Origin of the sequence: Haloarchaeobius sp. FL176, assembly GCF_024609245.1 — an archaeon.
Taxonomy (GTDB): Archaea; Halobacteriota; Halobacteria; order Halobacteriales; family Natrialbaceae; genus Haloarchaeobius.
Genome location: NZ_JANJYH010000001.1, coordinates 72,334 through 87,563, shown reverse-complemented (window position 1 = coordinate 87,563; position 15,230 = coordinate 72,334). Strand labels below are relative to the sequence as shown.

At 68.0% G+C, this 15,230-nt stretch carries 17 protein-coding genes and 1 tRNA gene; 7 read left to right on the top strand and 11 right to left on the bottom strand.

Annotated features, from left to right (window positions below):
- Positions 1–199 precede the first annotated feature (199 nt).
- Genes NO978_RS00485 through NO978_RS00470 form a run of 4 tightly spaced genes read right to left on the bottom strand, consistent with a single transcriptional unit; the run spans position 200 to position 3,018 of the window.
- On the bottom strand, positions 200–565 hold the full coding sequence (locus NO978_RS00485; protein WP_257297539.1) for a hypothetical protein: 366 nt from the start codon (positions 563–565) through the stop codon (positions 200–202).
- Complete coding sequence (locus NO978_RS00480) at positions 562–1,935, bottom strand: hypothetical protein (RefSeq protein WP_257297538.1); 1,374 nt, start codon at positions 1,933–1,935, stop codon at positions 562–564. Before NO978_RS00480 ends, NO978_RS00485 begins: the two co-directional genes overlap by 4 nt.
- Positions 1,922–2,602, bottom strand: a complete 681-nt coding sequence (locus NO978_RS00475; RefSeq protein ID WP_257297537.1) for a hypothetical protein — start codon at positions 2,600–2,602, stop codon at positions 1,922–1,924. The genes NO978_RS00480 and NO978_RS00475 overlap by 14 nt, the downstream gene beginning before the upstream one ends.
- A gap of 2 nt (positions 2,603–2,604) precedes the next feature.
- Entirely contained in the window at positions 2,605–3,018 is a 414-nt protein-coding gene (locus tag NO978_RS00470; protein WP_257297536.1) for a hypothetical protein, read from the bottom strand.
- A 206-nt stretch (positions 3,019–3,224) separates the two neighbouring features.
- On the opposite strand from NO978_RS00470, the gene NO978_RS00465 reads away from it, so the two are divergent.
- The 4 genes from NO978_RS00465 to NO978_RS00450 are packed head-to-tail and all read left to right on the top strand — an operon-like array spanning position 3,225 to position 7,642.
- The gene (locus tag NO978_RS00465; protein ID WP_257297535.1) at positions 3,225–4,523 is read left to right on the top strand and encodes an ABC transporter substrate-binding protein; all 1,299 of its coding nucleotides are present in this window, start codon (positions 3,225–3,227) and stop codon (positions 4,521–4,523) included.
- Between the two features lie 24 nt (positions 4,524–4,547).
- On the top strand, positions 4,548–5,567 hold the full coding sequence (locus NO978_RS00460) for a carbohydrate ABC transporter permease (RefSeq protein ID WP_257297534.1): 1,020 nt from the start codon (positions 4,548–4,550) through the stop codon (positions 5,565–5,567).
- Positions 5,564–6,451: a carbohydrate ABC transporter permease gene (locus tag NO978_RS00455; protein WP_257297533.1), complete on the top strand. Its 888-nt coding sequence runs from the start codon at positions 5,564–5,566 to the stop codon at positions 6,449–6,451. The genes NO978_RS00460 and NO978_RS00455 overlap by 4 nt, the downstream gene beginning before the upstream one ends.
- Positions 6,452–6,493: 42 nt before the next feature.
- Positions 6,494–7,642, top strand: coding sequence for an ABC transporter ATP-binding protein (locus NO978_RS00450; protein WP_257297532.1), 1,149 nt, complete (start codon positions 6,494–6,496; stop codon positions 7,640–7,642).
- 4 nt (positions 7,643–7,646) lie between these two features.
- Here NO978_RS00450 and NO978_RS00445 read toward each other — a convergent pair whose 3' ends face one another.
- The 5 genes from NO978_RS00445 to NO978_RS00425 form a co-directional block, all read right to left on the bottom strand.
- Entirely contained in the window at positions 7,647–9,260 is a 1,614-nt protein-coding gene (locus tag NO978_RS00445; protein WP_257297530.1) for a PH domain-containing protein, read from the bottom strand.
- A complete protein-coding gene (locus NO978_RS00440) occupies positions 9,257–9,739 on the bottom strand; it encodes a PH domain-containing protein (protein WP_257297529.1) in 483 nt (160 codons plus the stop codon). The genes NO978_RS00445 and NO978_RS00440 overlap by 4 nt, the downstream gene beginning before the upstream one ends.
- Positions 9,740–9,798: 59 nt before the next feature.
- Entirely contained in the window at positions 9,799–10,044 is a 246-nt protein-coding gene (locus NO978_RS00435; protein WP_257297528.1) for a BolA family protein, read from the bottom strand.
- A 118-nt stretch (positions 10,045–10,162) separates the two neighbouring features.
- Positions 10,163–11,143 (bottom strand): flap endonuclease-1, encoded by a 981-nt coding sequence (fen, locus tag NO978_RS00430; protein WP_257297527.1) that lies wholly within the window; start codon positions 11,141–11,143, stop codon positions 10,163–10,165.
- 25 nt (positions 11,144–11,168) lie between these two features.
- Positions 11,169–11,762, bottom strand: coding sequence for a GNAT family N-acetyltransferase (locus NO978_RS00425; protein WP_257297526.1), 594 nt, complete (start codon positions 11,760–11,762; stop codon positions 11,169–11,171).
- Between NO978_RS00425 and NO978_RS19855 the strand changes: the two genes are divergently transcribed.
- The 3 genes from NO978_RS19855 (at position 11,686) to NO978_RS00415 (ending at position 13,977) form a co-directional block, all read left to right on the top strand.
- Positions 11,686–11,943 carry a PGF-CTERM sorting domain-containing protein gene (locus tag NO978_RS19855; RefSeq protein WP_369684088.1) on the top strand — a complete coding sequence of 86 codons (258 nt, stop codon included), beginning with the start codon at positions 11,686–11,688 and terminating at the stop codon, positions 11,941–11,943. The genes NO978_RS00425 and NO978_RS19855 overlap by 77 nt on opposite strands.
- A gap of 75 nt (positions 11,944–12,018) precedes the next feature.
- The gene (locus tag NO978_RS00420; protein WP_369684077.1) at positions 12,019–13,050 is read left to right on the top strand and encodes a nucleoside recognition protein; all 1,032 of its coding nucleotides are present in this window, start codon (positions 12,019–12,021) and stop codon (positions 13,048–13,050) included.
- Positions 13,051–13,116: 66 nt separating this feature from the next.
- Positions 13,117–13,977, top strand: a complete 861-nt coding sequence (locus tag NO978_RS00415; RefSeq protein ID WP_257297525.1) for a hypothetical protein — start codon at positions 13,117–13,119, stop codon at positions 13,975–13,977.
- A 184-nt stretch (positions 13,978–14,161) separates the two neighbouring features.
- Here the strand turns inward: NO978_RS00415 and NO978_RS00410 are convergent.
- Positions 14,162–14,232, bottom strand: a tRNA-Gly gene (locus NO978_RS00410).
- A 318-nt stretch (positions 14,233–14,550) separates the two neighbouring features.
- On the bottom strand, positions 14,551–15,195 hold the full coding sequence (locus tag NO978_RS00405; RefSeq protein ID WP_257297524.1) for a class I SAM-dependent methyltransferase: 645 nt from the start codon (positions 15,193–15,195) through the stop codon (positions 14,551–14,553).
- Positions 15,196–15,230 lie beyond the last annotated feature (35 nt).

Here is a 15,230-nt window from a genome sequence, read left to right as displayed (position 1 = left end):
GGCTGTGCGACCGAAAGTTCGAGGAGGAATCCGACCGGACACTGGTCCATGCAGGTCCGTGAAGCGACGGCAGACGACATCGCGGCGGTCAGACGCGTCCACGAGGCGTCCATCCGCGGCCTCGGCGCGCGGACGTACGACGAGGAGCAGGTCGACGCGTGGGCGAATGCGAGCGTCCGCAGCCGCCAGCGAGGGCGGGTCACAGGCTCAACACCACCATGTAGACGAGGACGAGCACGGCGTACATGCTCGCGAGCGCCGCGATGACCTTCAGGTGGTAGACGAACAGCTCGTCCGTCTCCGCCTCGACAGCGTCCTCGTACCGCTCGTGTTCGCGCTCGGTCAGCTCCTCGACGTGGACCTCCCCGAGATGGAGGTCGCGGTGCATCGTCGTCGGGAACGGCCGGCCGCAGCGCTCGCACGTCGCCGCCGGGTCCTCGCCGACGGGCACCTCGAAGCCGGGCTGGCTGTGGCCCGTCGGGTTCGACGTCGGTGACGCCGCGGGTTCCGACGCCTCGTCGGTCGCGTTCGCCTCGTCCGTGGAGCGGTCGTGTGTCGTGGTCATACTGGCGGGGAGACGTACGGCTGCCCGAGCAGCCACATGCTGGTCATCGTGTAGAACACCATCACGAGCGCGAACGGGTACTGGCTGCGGATGGGCTGGAGCCGGCCGGTGAACGTCTCGAAGGCGATGGCGTGCGCGACCCAGATGGCGAGCAGGTGCCCGAGGACGACGAACGCGAGCCCAACCGATCCGAACCAGCCCGGCAGCACGGCGACGGGCGGGCCCTGAGGCGGCGAGAACGGGTCGAGCAAGAGCACCTCGACGGTCGGCACGAAGGAGAGGAAGTAGCCGAGGAAGTGCGCGAGGTGGTAGCCGGCCGCGATGGGTACCAGCGAGCCGACGAACCGGCGCTCGACCGTGCCCGCGGTGACGTAGCTCCCTGCGGTTCGACGTCCGATGCGTGCCGCGAGGCGGTAGACGCCGAGAAACAGCGCGTACCCCAGCAGGACCGCCACGACGTACACCGCGAGCGCGGGCACGCCGAGGTCGTCGAGCCAGCGGACCGTCCCGGCGAACGTCGGCGTCGACACCAGCCCGTCGAACGAGGTCACCCAGACGAGCGCGAGGACGAACCACACGTCGGCCCGGGTCGCGCCGTCGGCGTCGTGGACGAGCCGCGAGCCGGGCAGCTCGACGCTGAACCCATCGTCCGTCCGGCGGACCGGGGCGACCCGGCCGTAGACGGCGAACACGCGGGAGATGGGGTCGACGGACTCGTACCAGGCGTCGCCGAAGACGGCTGCCCCGGCGAGGGTGACGACGCTGTAGGCCAGTACGACCGTCGCGAGCAGGACCGGCTCCGAGGCCACCGGCGTGACGACCTCCAGCCAGACCATCCCGAGCAGCCCGACCGTCGGCGGCCACCCCCCGGCCCACGCCGGCAGGTCGCGGTCGTTCACATCGGGGAGCACGCCGCTGATGGCCCGCCACGGGTTGAGCGCCGGCCAGCTGTTCCCCAGCAGGTACACCGATGCCGTGTAGCCGGCCCACCAGACGGCCCAGACGCCGACGATGGCGAGGTTCCGGCGGGGGTCCGCGGGGGCGACGAACGCGACGGCGAGCAACAGCACCAGGGCTGCGACGCTCGCGAGGCGGAGCCCGCCGACCACCCACCGCGAGAGCGACGCGGCCGACGGGAGCCCGAGTCGTCGGTCGTTGAGCCACGCGATGAACTCGTGGTCGGTCGCGAAGCTCGTGAACAGGAACGACGCGCCGACGAGGCCGCCACCGGAGAGGGCGACCAGCCAGAACGGCACCGACGTCGAGGTGAGCGAGCCCGCCAGGGAGCCGGAGTGCGCGAGCACCGGCTCCGCGAGCAGGGTCGCACCGACGGTCGCGAGGAGGGTGCGTCCGGCCTCACGCCGACGCACGGAGGCTCACCTCGGGGCGCCAGTAGAGTAACGCGACCGCGACGACGAAGACGAGCGTCGAGGCGTCGAGCGAGAACGCGTACACGGTGCCGAGCGCGGCGCTCGTGCTACCGGTCAGGCTCGCACCGACCGAGGAGACCACCGGAAGGGCACAGCTCACACAGGAGAACAGCCCCACCAGGCCGCCGACCGACGAGCTGGCGGCCTCGACGACGGTCGCGTACACGAGATAGGAGAGCGCGAGGTAGCCGAGCACCCGGAACGGGACGAGCGTCACGTGCCCGAACGGTGCGACGTAGGCGACGATGGGCCCCCAGCCGGGTGAAGCGAGACGAACCGAGAGGCCGGTCGCCGCCGTGCCCACGTCGTGCAGGCCGACGATGCCGACGAGCCAGGCCAGCAGCGCGAGGTAGCCGAGGGCGACGGCGGCGGCGACCGCTTTCGTCCGAGGCGAGCCGGTGACGGGTGCGGTGTGGACCACCGCGTACGCGGCGACGTTGATCCAGACGAACGGGTAGACGACGTAGCGGAGGTCGAACACGCGCTCGCCGGTCGCAACGAAGTACGCCGCGAGGACGAGTAGTTCGACCGCGACCAGCAGGAGGAGCCAGAGCGTGCGCTCGCTGGGGAGCGTCTCGGGGTCGACGGTCGCCGTGTTCGCGGCCATCGTCAGGCGAGCAGGAGGCTGGCGGTGACGGCAAACAGGAGCAAGGTGCCGAGGGCCCACGCGCTGAGCATCGCCGCCACCGCGTTCGTGTGTCCGTGCGCGCGAGTGGACGTGAACGTCCCGTAGCCGACGTACCCGACGAGCAGCAGCGCACCGACGCCGACGAGAACGCCGCTGACGAGTGCCTGCTGGCCGGGCGGGCCGGAGACGAACACGACGACGCTCGCGGCGACCCCACCGACCACGAGCAGGAACGAGACCACCCAGACGAGTGGGCTTCCCTTGAGCGACCGCAGGAACGACTCTCCGTCCGCGTCCCCGGGTTCGTATTCCTTCCAGGCACGGCTCGCCAGGAAGGCGACGACGGCGGCGAGGAACACCGCCATCACTGCAGTGACCCCGACCAGATATGACATGGTGTGTGTTCACACTAAACAGGCGTTCCATTTAATATTGCCGTCCCGGCTCACCCGTGAGTAACACTGGGCGGCCGGTCTCGACCGCCAGCGCGGCCCGTCTCGTGTGAGCAATTCACTTACTCGGAAACGAATTAATTTGGGGAACTATTAAGTAGGACCTTGCGTAAAGAATGGGTACGTCTCACATAGAGACACGTGGTGGCATGACAGGACACGATTCGGACTCCAGCGTTTCGCGACGTACAGTACTCAAGACAACCGGTGCAGCGGGCGCGGCCGGCATGGCTGGTCTCTCCGGCTGCCTCAGTGGCCTGAGCAGCGGCGATAGCGGCCCAAAGCCTCTCGAGCTGCTCCACGCGTGGAGCAACGGTGACGGCGCAGCAGCCATCGAGGCCCTGTTCGAGGGCTTCAACGAAGAGTATCCGGACATCGAACTCAGCAGTGAAGGTATCTCCGGTGCGGCGACGCAGAACCTCGGCCAGGTCGTCAACGAGCGCATCCGCAACGACGACCCGCCGAGCACCTGGCAGAACTGGCCGGGCGCGGCGCTGACTCCCTACGTGGACTCGAACGCACTCGGTGACATCAGTGACTCCGTCTGGAGCGAGAACGACATGGAGTCGGCCTACCGCGAGGGCCCGAAGGAGCAGGCCAAGGGCACGACCGACCACTACGTATCGGTCCCCATCAACATCCACCGTATCAACAACCTGTTCTACAACAAGAGCGTCGTCGAGGAGGCGGGCGTCGACCCGACCAGCCTCTCCTCGCCGGCTGACCTGGTCTCGGCCTGCGAGACCATCGCCACGGAGACCGAAGCGGTGCCGTTCACCCAGCAGACCAAGAGCCCGTGGTCGACGGTCCAGCTCTGGGCGACGGTGCTCCTCGCCGACTCCGGCCACGAGGCCTACCAGAACTTCTACGAGGGCAATCCCGACCGCGAAGCGGTCGCCTCCGCCCTCGACATCGTCTCCCAGCTCAGCGAGTACTACCCGGACGACTCGTCGACCCTCGAGCTCACCGGCGCGAACGCCAAGATCATCAACGGCGAGGCCGCGTTCATCCACCAAGGCGACTGGGCGGCCGGCGCGTACCCCGACGACTTCGCCTACGGCGAGGACTGGAGCTACGTGCCGTTCCCGGGCAGCGAACACAGCTACCAGCTGAACATGGACTCGTTCCCGTACGCGGCGGACAACCCGACGCCCGAAGCCACGGAGAAGTTCCTCCGCTACTGCGGGACGAAGGACGCACAGATTCGGTTCAACAAGGCCAAGGGCTCCATCCCGCCGCGTGGCGACGTGGACCCCTCGGAGTTCCCGCAGTTCCAGCAGGACCAGATCGAGGACTTCGGCAACGTCGACCACCAGCCGCCGTCGATGCAGCACGGTCTCGCGCTCGCACCCGAGCAGCGCACGAACGTCGTCGAGGCCATCAGCGCCTTCATCGGGAGATACAACGTGGAATCCGCCGCCGACGAGGTCGTCTCGGCGGTCCAGTAAGTCCACCCCGCCAACAACGTTCCCATGGACTCAGTACGCTCGTGGCTGCGGCGCAGAATCGACAGTATCCAGACCGACCAGCAGGTCCGGACGGACGGCGGGACAGCATCCGAAGTGTCTCAGGGCGAGAGACGGTCGGGACTCGGTCGCTACCTCGACAGCGACGCCGTCGAATCGGCCCCGTTCTGGCTCCCCTCGTTCCTGCTCGTCGGGCTGTTCGTCTACGGGGCGATCGTCTGGAACGTCATCATCTCACTGACCGACTACGAGGGCCTCGGCGACCCGCAGTACGCCAGCTTCGACCTAGAGAACTACCGGCAGATGCTCCAGGAGACCGGTTCCTACTCGTTCACGAACGCGTTCGTGAACACCATCGTCCTGCTGGTAGCGTTCACGCTGATCTGTCTCGCGTTCGGGTTGGTCGTGGCCATCCTCGTCGACCGTGACATCCGCTTCGAGAACACGTTCCGGACGATCTACCTGCTGCCGATGAGCCTCTCGTTCGTCGTGACGGCGAAGATGTGGCTCTGGATGTACAGCTCGAACGGCGGGTTCGTGAACCGTGCACTCGGCGTGGTCGGCATCGGGCCGGTGAACTTCATCAGGAATCCGGACCCGAACGTCCAGCTCGCGGCGGTAGTGTTCGCGCTCATCTGGCAGTTCAGCGGCTACGCGATGGTCGTCTACCTCGCCGGGCTGCGAGCGATCCCCGACGAGCACTTCGAGGCGGCCCGCGTCGACGGCGCGAGCATCGTGAAGATGTACTGGCGGGTCGTCATCCCGCAGTTGCGGACCGCGACCGTGAGCGCGTCGGTCGTCCTGATGGTGTTCGGACTGAAGGCGTTCGACTTCCTCCGTGCGCTGTACGGGAACGACACGCCCGCGGTCGGGACGGACATCCTCCCAACCTACATGGTCCGTGTCGCCTTCGGTGACGCCAGCCGGATCGCCTACGGGTCCGCCGTCGCGGTCGTCCTGTTCGCGCTGGCGTTCTCGATCGTACTGCCGTACCTCTACAGCGAGTACAGACGAGGTGCACTATGACCCAGACGAGGCTCGACGACGATGGACTGTCGCTGGACCGTATCGGCATCTACGCCATACTGCTAGGGCTCGTGGTGTTTTACCTCCTCCCGCTGGAGGCGGGTATCGTCACCTCGTTCAAGACGATGCGCGCGTACGGCCAGACAGCGCCGTTCCTGCCCGCACTGGGCGGGTTCACGGTCGCGCAGTGGTCGTCTGCCGTCGACCAGCTGTCGGCTGGGCTGTTCAACAGCGTCCTCATGGCGGTCCCCGCGACCGTCTTCTCGGCGCTGCTCGGGAGCATGACCGCCTACGGCCTGACGAACATCGACTGGCGCGGACAGGTCGGTGTCTACGTGCTGTTCGTCGCCGGCATCTTCGTGCCGTACCAGGCTGTCCTCGTCCCGCTCAAGCGGTTCTGGTCGCAGTGGGCCCCGCTCCACATCTGGCTGGAGCCGATCTGGAACCTGACCGGGCTCGGGACCGACTACGCCGGGCTGCTGGCGTTGACGATTACCCACATCGCGTACGGAATTCCCATCTGTACGCTGCTGTTCAGGTCGTACTACAAGTCCGTCTCAGACGAGATGGTCGAGGCCGCACGGCTCGACGGCGCGAGCATCCGTCGTATCTACCGGCGCATCATCCTCCCGCTGTCCGTCCCGATGTTCGCGGTGACGCTCATCTACCAGTTCACCCAGATCTGGAACGACCTGCTGTTCGCACTCATCATCGTCGGACCGGGTGACGCGTCGGTTATCACGCAGAGTCTGATCGGCATCGGCCAGTCGGAGGCGGTGACCAACTTCCCGCTGCAGATGGCGGCGGCGTTCGTCACCGCCCTGCCGACGCTGCTGGTGTACATCTTCTTCGGCGAACAGTTCGCGAAGGGAGTGACCGCATGACTATGAACAACGATTACACACGCGGACGACGGAGGTACACGCATGGCTGAACTCGAACTCGACGACCTCACCAAGGTGTTCGTCGAGGACGACGGGAACGAGATCGTGGCCGTCGACGGCGTCGACGTGACGGTCGCCGACGGCGAGTTCCTCGTGCTCGTCGGCCCCTCGGGCTGTGGCAAGTCCACGACGCTACGGATGATCGCCGGCCTCGAGAGCATCACGTCCGGCGAGCTACGGCTCGCGGGCGAGCGCATCAACGAGCGCAAGCCCGCGGACCGGAACACCGCGATGGTGTTCCAGTCGTACGCGCTCTACCCGCACATGACCGTCAAGCAGAACATGAGCTTCGGGCTGGAGGAGTCGACCGACATGCCCGCCGCAGAGATCGCCGAGACGGTCACCGAGGCGGCCGAGATGATGGGCATCGGCGACCTGCTCGACCGGAAGCCCGGCGAGCTCTCGGGCGGCCAGCAGCAGCGCGTCGCGCTCGGCCGTGCCATCGTCCGTGACCCCGAGGTGTTCCTGATGGACGAGCCGCTGTCGAACCTCGACGCGAAGCTGCGTTCGAAGATGCGCACCGAGCTACAGCGCCTTCAGGACGACCTCGACGTGACGACCATCTACGTCACGCACGACCAGACGGAGGCGATGACGATGGGCGACCGTATCGCGGTGCTCGACGACGGTGTGCTCCAGCAGGTCGGCACCCCGCTGGAGTGCTACCACGAGCCCGCGAACCGCTTCGTCGCGGACTTCATCGGCGAGCCAGCGATGAACTTCTTCGAGGTCGAGGTACAGGGCGACCGCCTGCTGGCCGAGGACTTCGCCTACCCAGTGTCGAACGAGACGCTCTCGACGGTCGGCGACCGGACCGAGCTGAGCCTCGGCATCCGGCCGGAGGACATCGAGCTCCGGACCGAGGCGAGCAGTCCCCACGACTTCGAGACGGTCGTCGACGTCGTCGAGCCGACGGGCGACGAGAACAACCTCTACCTGACGTTCGACCCGGACGCGAGCGAACCGGACACGTTCATCGCCACGACCGGTGGCATGAACCGTATCGAGGCCGGCCAGCCCATCGTCGCTCACGTCCCGGAAGACGCGATCCACCTGTTCGACGCCGACACCGGGCAGGCGGTGAAGAACCGCTCGCTGGACGACGCCGAGACGCTCGGTCGCGCGGTCTGAGCGGTCAGTTCTCCCTTCGTTCTCGCCCGTGGAGCTCCAGATGGAGCCTGTCTCGAAGTGTCCGCTGCAGCGAGGCTGCCGTCCCCGCGTCGATGTCGAACGCGGTCGGCGTCGACCTGACGAGCGTGCTCGAGCTGGCGGTGTCGACGACGAGCGAGGCGAGCGCGAGCCGTCGCTGGAACACCGTCGCCTGCCGGATGACGGTCTGGAGCCGGTAGTACGGGACGACCTGCGTGCGCCGCCGCCAGAAACCGGTGCGGACGACGACGGTCTGTTCACCGACGTAGTAGCCGCGGTTCGTCCACTTCAGGTGGGCTGCCGGCGGCACACCGAGGAACAGGACCGCCGGTAGGTACCAGAGCGTGAAGCCGGCGACGACGGTCGAAGCGGCGTACAGGACCGCGAGGAGGCCCGCGACGACCAGCCCGTATCGGACGGCGTAGCGCCGACGGGCACGTCTCGGCGGGCGCTCGAAGTCGGGGTCCGAGAACTCCCCGAGGTCGCGTGCGAGTTCGACGACGCGCGAGCGTTCGGCGACGGGGATGGCCGACTGGCTCCCCTGCTCGGCCCGCTGGCCGGCGTAGCCCGCCGTCTCGACGTCGAGGGCCGCGTAGCCGAGCAGTCGCATGGGGAGCGACTCCCGGAGCGTGACGGTCTGTATCTTGTCGCTCGGGATGGAGCCGGAGTACCGCTGGACGAGGCCGCGCTCGTAGACGAGGTCGGTGCCGCTACGTGCCAGCTGGAAGCCGTAGTACCCGGCTGCGGAGAGCACGCCGCTGACGAGGTACGAGCTGACGAGCAGGAGCGGCAGCGAGACGACCGCGAGCACGAGCAGCTCGTCGGCGGTCGCCTCGAAGAGGGCCATCGTCTCGGGGCCGCCGAAGGGGTCCGCGGTGGCGAGGAGGACCTCGCCGGCCAGCTCCGGCAGGACCGGGAGACCGATGATGACGAGTACGATGGCCCCCGGCCGGAACCGCGTGAGTGAGAGCACGACCAGCTCGATGGGCGTGATGGTGAACAGCGGCTCGAGCGGGCCCGAGTCGCCAGTGCTGGCTGCTCCGTCCGTCGTCGACGCCCCTGTGGGTGCATCCGCGGCGGGGGCCTCCCCGTCGGCCTCAGCCGCCGCGGGCTCGGCCTCGGTGGCGCGTTGCGAACTGTTCCGGCGTTCGCGGATCTCGCGCTGGAGCCGGTTGGCCTCGGCGAGCGAGACCACCGAGAGCTGGGCCTCGGTCCCGCCACCGCCGGCGGTCTCGATACGGACGACTGCCACGCCGAACAGGCGATGCCAGAGGCTCTGGGAGATGTCGACGTTCTGGATGCGCCGCAGGGGGATCTCGCGCTCGGTCCGTCCGACGACCCCGGCGGCGAAGTCGAACGTGTCCGGGGTCAGCTCGTACTCGAACCGGAGGTAGGTCGCGACCCCGTAGCCGGCCCCGAGCAGGCCGAACAGCGGTGCCACAACGAACAGCAGGTCGATGACGCTCCCGCCGAAGTCGATGCCGAGGGCCGCCTCGAGACCGGTCGAGCCAACGAGCAGGACGAAGAAGGGGACCGAGAGCCCGTTGACGCCGTACTGCAGCGCCCGGACGACCCCGGTGACTGCGTGGAGCCGCTTCATACGGCGTCCTCCGGCTCGCTCTCGACCGCGAGCTCCCGGAGTTCGTTCCGCAGGCGCTTCGCCCGCTCCGGCGTGAGGCCGGGCACGGTCACGTCCGCGCCGCGCGAGCCGGCCGTGTAGATGACGACCGAGGAGAGGCCGAGCGCGCGGTCGACCGGCGACCGTCGCGTGTCGACGTGCTGGACCCGGACGTACGGCACCGCGGTCTCGACCCGGGTGAGGACGCCGCGTTCGAGGTAGAGCGCGTCGTCCTGCAGCTCGAAGCGCCAGTCACGGTACAGCAGGACGGCGTGTGCGGTGCCGAGCAGCAGTCCCAGGGCCGCGACGAGCGCCCCGGGGAGGAACGTCGGGACGCCTGCGTCGACGAGTTGCTCCTCGAAGAACACTGCTCCGACCGTGACGACGCCGGCCAGCACGACAGCACCGATGAGGGCCCGGAGGACCCACCTGATTCGGATTCTCGCGTGAAGGGCTTCCATAGCGTGGAGGTCGGCCTGAGCACACAAATAGCGGCGGGGTCGGCTTCAGGCTCCGTGAATCAGCCCGCTGCCTCCTCGGGCGTGTACGTCTTGAGCTCCAGTGCGTGGATGTCCGTCGTCATGTGCTCGCCGAGGGCGTCGTACACCAGTTCGTGCTGCTGCACCAGCGGCAGGCCCTCGAACGCGGGGGAGACGACCGTCGCCCGCAGGTGGTCGTCGTCGTGTTCGCCGCGGGCGCGCTCGACGGTTGCGTCGCAGTCCTCGATACCAGCTTCGATGAGTGCCGCGACCTCGTCGGGTTCCATGTCTGCCTCTGGGGCGTTGGAGGGCAAAAGACCACCGTACCGAACCTGCCCGGCGACCGCCCGGTCCGGCCGGCCGGCGGCACGCCAACGGCCACGTCGACCGAGACGGGAGCACCCGTCACGTCCAGCGGTCGAGGCCGGTCTGGGTGAGCGCGTCCTCGATGCGCTCGAAGCCACGTTCGACCTCGTCCGCCGCGACCTCCCACTCGTCGACGACGTAGGCCCGGGCGGCCTCGATGTCGGGGTCGAGGTCGACGTCGAACGAGTACTCCTCGGTCACGTTCGGGTTCCGGAACAGCTCGCGCACCAGGTCGGCGTTCTCGACGTAGACGTCCTCCTGTTCGAACACGGCCCAGAGGTCGCCGTGCTCTCTGACCCTCTTCAGGGCGGTCTTTGGGCCGTAGCCGTGGACCCCCTCGTTGAAGTCGGTGCCACAGAGGATGGCCACGTCGACGAGCTGTTCGAGCGAGAGGTCGAGCTCCGCGAGCGTCTCGTCGAGAGTCATGCGCTCGGGGTCGCCCTTGCTCGTCAGCTGCCGGAGCGTCGTTGGTGCACCGAACAACAGAGCGTCGTAGTCCTCGCTGCCGACGTACTCGGCGTCTCCACGCCTGGCGATGTGGGCGCACTGCGCCTCGCCCTCCGCCGGTGCTTCGACGACCGGGATGTCGAGCAGTTCGAGCAGCTCGCGGCTCGTCTCCTGGATGACCGGCGTGAGCCGCTGCGTGGCGGATTCGAGCCGGGCGACCTCGACGGCGTCCCCCGCCTCGCGGGCGTCTTCGAGCTGGGACTCGTACTTCTCGCGCTGTTCGCGCCGGTCGGCTATTTCGTCGGCCTTCAGCTCGGACGGCCCGCCGTCGAACACCATCACTGGGTTCAGGTCGTGTTCGAGGAACTTCGGCAGTCCCTGGACGATGCCAACCAGGTTCGCCACCTCGTCGCCGTCGCTGGTGGTGTAGACGCCGTCGTTCGTCCATCGGACGGTCGTCGTGAGGTAGCGGTAGAGCCAGTTGTGGGCGTCGACCGCGACGACGCCGGGGTCAAGCTCGTCGAACGGTACCGTCTCGAGGTGTGCGAGGTCCCGGAGGTCTGCGTTACCCATCGGTCGTTCTTCGGCTCGGGAGGCTTCAATCCTGGCGGTCCGTGCCCGCGGCCCCGTCGTCGAGGGTCGCCGGCGGCCCGCGCTCGCGCTTCTCGGCGACGAACTCGCGCTCGGCGGCCGAGAGGTCCTCCCGCTCCGCGAAGGCGTCGAGTCCGGCGCGGTAGCGGTCGGTGGACCGGTCTCCCGGTCGTTCGAGCACGAGTTCGGCGATGCCGGTCTCGTCGCCCGTGAAGCCGAACCCCGCCCGGTAGAGCGCCTCGTAGGAGTACGGGTTGTTCACGGCGATGCGAACGCGCTCGTAGCCACGCTCGCGAGCCCGGTCGTCGGCAAATCGAACGAGTCGGGGGCCGAGCCCCTCTCCCCGGTGGTCCTCGCGCACCGTCACGTACCGGAGCCAGAGCGTGTCGGGGTCCGTGCGGTCCTCGTTGAAGGCGACTGCGGCGAGGACGTGGTCGTCGTACTCGTCTCCGGCATCGGGATCGAAGGACTCGTCGCGGACCACGGCCTTCCCGGTCGAGGACATCACGAACTTCCCGGCGTAGCTGAACCGACGGTGGTCGAGCCGGAGCGTCGGGCCGTCTGCCGGCCAGCCGAGGACTGCGAGTTCGGGGTCGCTCACGGGTGGAACGAGGGACGGTCGACACTACCGTCTTTCGACCACCGACGACGGCGGCAGGCGCGACGGTCGCCGCGACGACCGCGGACGCGCTCACGTCAACGGCGGCTCGCCCGGCTTCGGACCAGTGGTCGCGCTCGTCCCGTTCGTCGCCGCGGCACTGGTCACACTCCGCCGACGGTAACGGCGACGCCAGCCACTGTCGACGAAGCAGACCGGTTCCGACGCACATTTTTCGGTCCCACGCCAACGCCCAGCCGTGACGCTCCCCGTCGCTCTCGTGACGCTGCAGACCGGCATCGAAAGCGTCCCGCTCGACCTGCTGGTCTCGGTGCTCCGCCGGGTGCTCTACATCCTCGTCTTCATCGGGTTCGGTCTCACCCTCGCGAACCTCGCCGTCGAGTTCGGGCTGGTCGAGTACGTCGCTATCTTCTCCCGGCCGCTCACGGCGCCGGCGAACCTGCCCGACGAGGTCGGCACCGCCATCCTCTCGACGGCTGCGTCGCCGACTGCTGGTTACGGTATGCTCGCCGAGTTCCGCGAGGAGGGCATCCTCGGCGATCGGGCGACGCTCGTGGCGGTCACCATCAACACGTTCTTCGGCTTCGTCCAGCACATCTTCACGTTCTACGTCCCGGTTCTCATCCCCATCCTCGGCCTGCGTGTCGGTCTGCTGTACGTCGGCTCGCGCGCCGCGATCTCGCTGGCCATCACGCTGACGGGCATCGTCGCCGGCGCGGTCCTGCTCTCGCCGCCGGACGACGAGCCCGACGAACTCCCCGACGGCGTCGCCAGCGACGGTGGCCCTGCGGTCGGTGACGACGACGACGAAGAGCCTCGGACCCGCCGCGAGACCGTCCTCGACGCGCTGCTGAGCACCCGCGACAAGCTCCGGGACATCGCTCCACGGCTCGTTCTCGTCTACACCATCGTCGCCATGCTTACCGCCAGCGTCGACATCTCCGCGTTCACCGTCGTCGCCGAGCCGGTGACGGGCCTCCTCGGACTGCCCGGTGAGGCCGCCGCCGTCGTCGGCGTCTTCGCCATCGACACCACCAGCGGTGCGGCGTTCGTCGCCCCCATGCTCGGCGACCCGTTCACGCCCGAGGCTGCCGTCGCCACGATGCTCGTCGGCGGCATCGTCTCGTTCGCCTTCTCGACGTTCAAACGCTCCATCCCCTTCCAGTTCGGCATCTGGGGGGCCGAGTTCGGGACGAAGGTGGTCGTGGTGAACACCGTGCTGAAGGTAGTGTTCATCGCCGCGACGCTGGCCGTGCTGCTTGTCCCCTGAGCGGTCGTACGCGGTTGGAGACCGTGGACGACAACGCCTTTATATCGAAACTGAAATGTTCGAATCGTGCCCTCCTTCGATTTCAAACTCGGCCTCTCCGTCGGCTCCTACGTCGGTCTCCTCGTCGCGTTCGCCAGCGCGCTGCTGCGCGATACCGGCCTGTCCGAACCTCCGGTTCAGGCGGCTGGTGTCCTGACATGTCTGCTCGTTGGTGGTGCCTTCGCCCGACGGCCGTCCCTTGCCGAGCCGGTGGTCCGGTACCACGTCCCCTCGGTCACGCTCGCCGTCCACGTCGGTGGCCTCCTCGCACTGCTGGCGCTCGATGCAGGCAACGGGCCGGAGGCGGCGCATCCGCTCGTGTTCCCGTTCATCCTCAGCGCCCTCGCGGGCGTCGTCGCGTTCGTCCTCCTCCGTGACCGCCACGTCCAGACGGTCTTTGGAGGCGAGACCGCCCGGGTCAGCTGGTTCGGCGGCCCGCACCCCCGGACGGTCAGACGGATGCGAATCGTGGCTGTCCTCGCCGCCGTGATGGTGATCGCGTTCCCGCTCGTCATCTTTACTCTGCTCCCACACCGACTCGGCTGGTTGGAATCGACCCGTGCCTGGGGACTCCTCGCCGAGGTGGCCCCGAGCATCATCGGCGGCGTTCTCGGAGCGTCAATCGGGACGTTCCTCATGCCGGACCGCGACCGACGGCTCACCGTGTACGACGACGGAATCGTCGTCCAGAACGGGCGCTCGGGCCTCCGCTCGACGCTTTCGTGGTGGTACGTCCGCGGCTACGAGCTGACCGACCGCGAGTTCGTCGTCCACACCTGGTTCCCGCTCCAGGCCTACCGGTTCGACCGGGCACACTTCGAGCAGCCCGACCGCGTCGCCGGCATCCTCGACGAGTACGCGCCAGCGGTCGACGCGACGTTGCTCTGAGTCGACTCGTTCCTGGATCACTGGTTCGAGAGAGTGCGCCGGCAGAGATTCGAACCAATCCGAGACGTTCCTGCTCGCTCCGCTACCCGGGCTGTGCCCCGTCGGGTTCAGAATCTCACAGGGTTGCCCTTCTCAGCATGTTTCGTTCGGAGGTAGTGCTCCTCACTCAGTTGCGCTGCAGAAATGCGCCGGCCGGGATTTGAACCCGGGCCATGAGCTTGGAAGGCTCAGGTCCTACCACTAGACCACCGGCGCGCTTCGTCGCTTCGCCTCTCGCGCCGAGCCCTGCGTCGCTTCGCTCCGCAGGACACCGGCGTTCACACGTTTCGTGCCGGTCGTGCGGCACACGACCGGACACCGGAACGCGTCACTACCTGCTTGTCGCGCCGCACATTAAGACTCCTTCGGAAGCCGACGCCGCACCGGACCGCGAACCGAGGTGGTACGGGGTCGTTCGAAAGCGGTGATGAAGACCATCACCGATGACGCCCATGCGAGCCGTGCGCGAGGGCCCACAGGGCACGCGAATCCCACACCAACGGGTGTGCGCACAGGGGACTTCTCCACGACGACTTAAGGTCTTTTCTGTTCGGTGACGGTTGCGTAGCAGTTGCCCGAGGAGACCCGCGACGACACGATCCCGAGGTCGCTGGCGGCGAGGTCTTCGTCGAACTCCGCCGGGCTGTAGACGTGGTAGAACCGCGGGACGGTCTCGCCGCCGGGCAGGGTCCAGTCGACCGTCGTATCGAACCCCACCTCGCGGTCAAATCTGTCGTGGGCGGTGCTCCATGCGGAGACGAGGGCGGTCCCGTCGGGCGAGAGCACCCGAGCGAGTTCGTCGAGGCTCCGACGACGGGCCTCGCGGTTCGGGAGGTGATGCAGGGTGGCGACGTACACCGCGAGGTCGACGCTGCCCGTCGCCACCGGGAGCCGCGCGGCGTCGGCCTGCACGAGCTCGACGTCGAAGCCGCGCTCGCGGGCGCGTTCCCGGGCCGTCGCGAGTAGCCCGCCGGAGATATCGAGGCCGACGACGTGGTCACAGCGGGCCGCGAGGAGCTCCGCGTGCCGACCGTTGCCGCAGCCGAGGTCGAGGCCCACGGCGCCCTCCTGGTTCTCGAGGAACGACTCGACCTCCGGCCAGGCGTACTCGCGGGTCTTGGCGAAGTGGTCGGCGATGCGGTCGTACGTCGACCGCGTCCCGTTCGGCGACCGATCCATGGGCGAAGCGTCGGTCCACAGTCGGTTAGCGGTTC

Coding starts and splice junctions, on each gene's coding strand:
- NO978_RS00485 (WP_257297539.1), bottom strand. CDS start 565: ATGACCACGACACACGACCGCTCCACGGACGAGGCGAACGCGACCGAC.
- NO978_RS00475 (WP_257297537.1), bottom strand. CDS start 2,602: ATGGCCGCGAACACGGCGACCGTCGACCCCGAGACGCTCCCCAGCGAG.
- NO978_RS00470 (WP_257297536.1), bottom strand. CDS start 3,018: ATGTCATATCTGGTCGGGGTCACTGCAGTGATGGCGGTGTTCCTCGCC.
- NO978_RS00465 (WP_257297535.1), top strand. CDS start 3,225: ATGACAGGACACGATTCGGACTCCAGCGTTTCGCGACGTACAGTACTC.
- NO978_RS00460 (WP_257297534.1), top strand. CDS start 4,548: ATGGACTCAGTACGCTCGTGGCTGCGGCGCAGAATCGACAGTATCCAG.
- NO978_RS00455 (WP_257297533.1), top strand. CDS start 5,564: ATGACCCAGACGAGGCTCGACGACGATGGACTGTCGCTGGACCGTATC.
- NO978_RS00450 (WP_257297532.1), top strand. CDS start 6,494: ATGGCTGAACTCGAACTCGACGACCTCACCAAGGTGTTCGTCGAGGAC.
- NO978_RS00445 (WP_257297530.1), bottom strand. CDS start 9,260: ATGAAGCGGCTCCACGCAGTCACCGGGGTCGTCCGGGCGCTGCAGTAC.
- NO978_RS00440 (WP_257297529.1), bottom strand. CDS start 9,739: ATGGAAGCCCTTCACGCGAGAATCCGAATCAGGTGGGTCCTCCGGGCC.
- NO978_RS00435 (WP_257297528.1), bottom strand. CDS start 10,044: ATGGAACCCGACGAGGTCGCGGCACTCATCGAAGCTGGTATCGAGGAC.
- fen (WP_257297527.1), bottom strand. CDS start 11,143: ATGGGTAACGCAGACCTCCGGGACCTCGCACACCTCGAGACGGTACCG.
- NO978_RS00405 (WP_257297524.1), bottom strand. CDS start 15,195: ATGGATCGGTCGCCGAACGGGACGCGGTCGACGTACGACCGCATCGCC.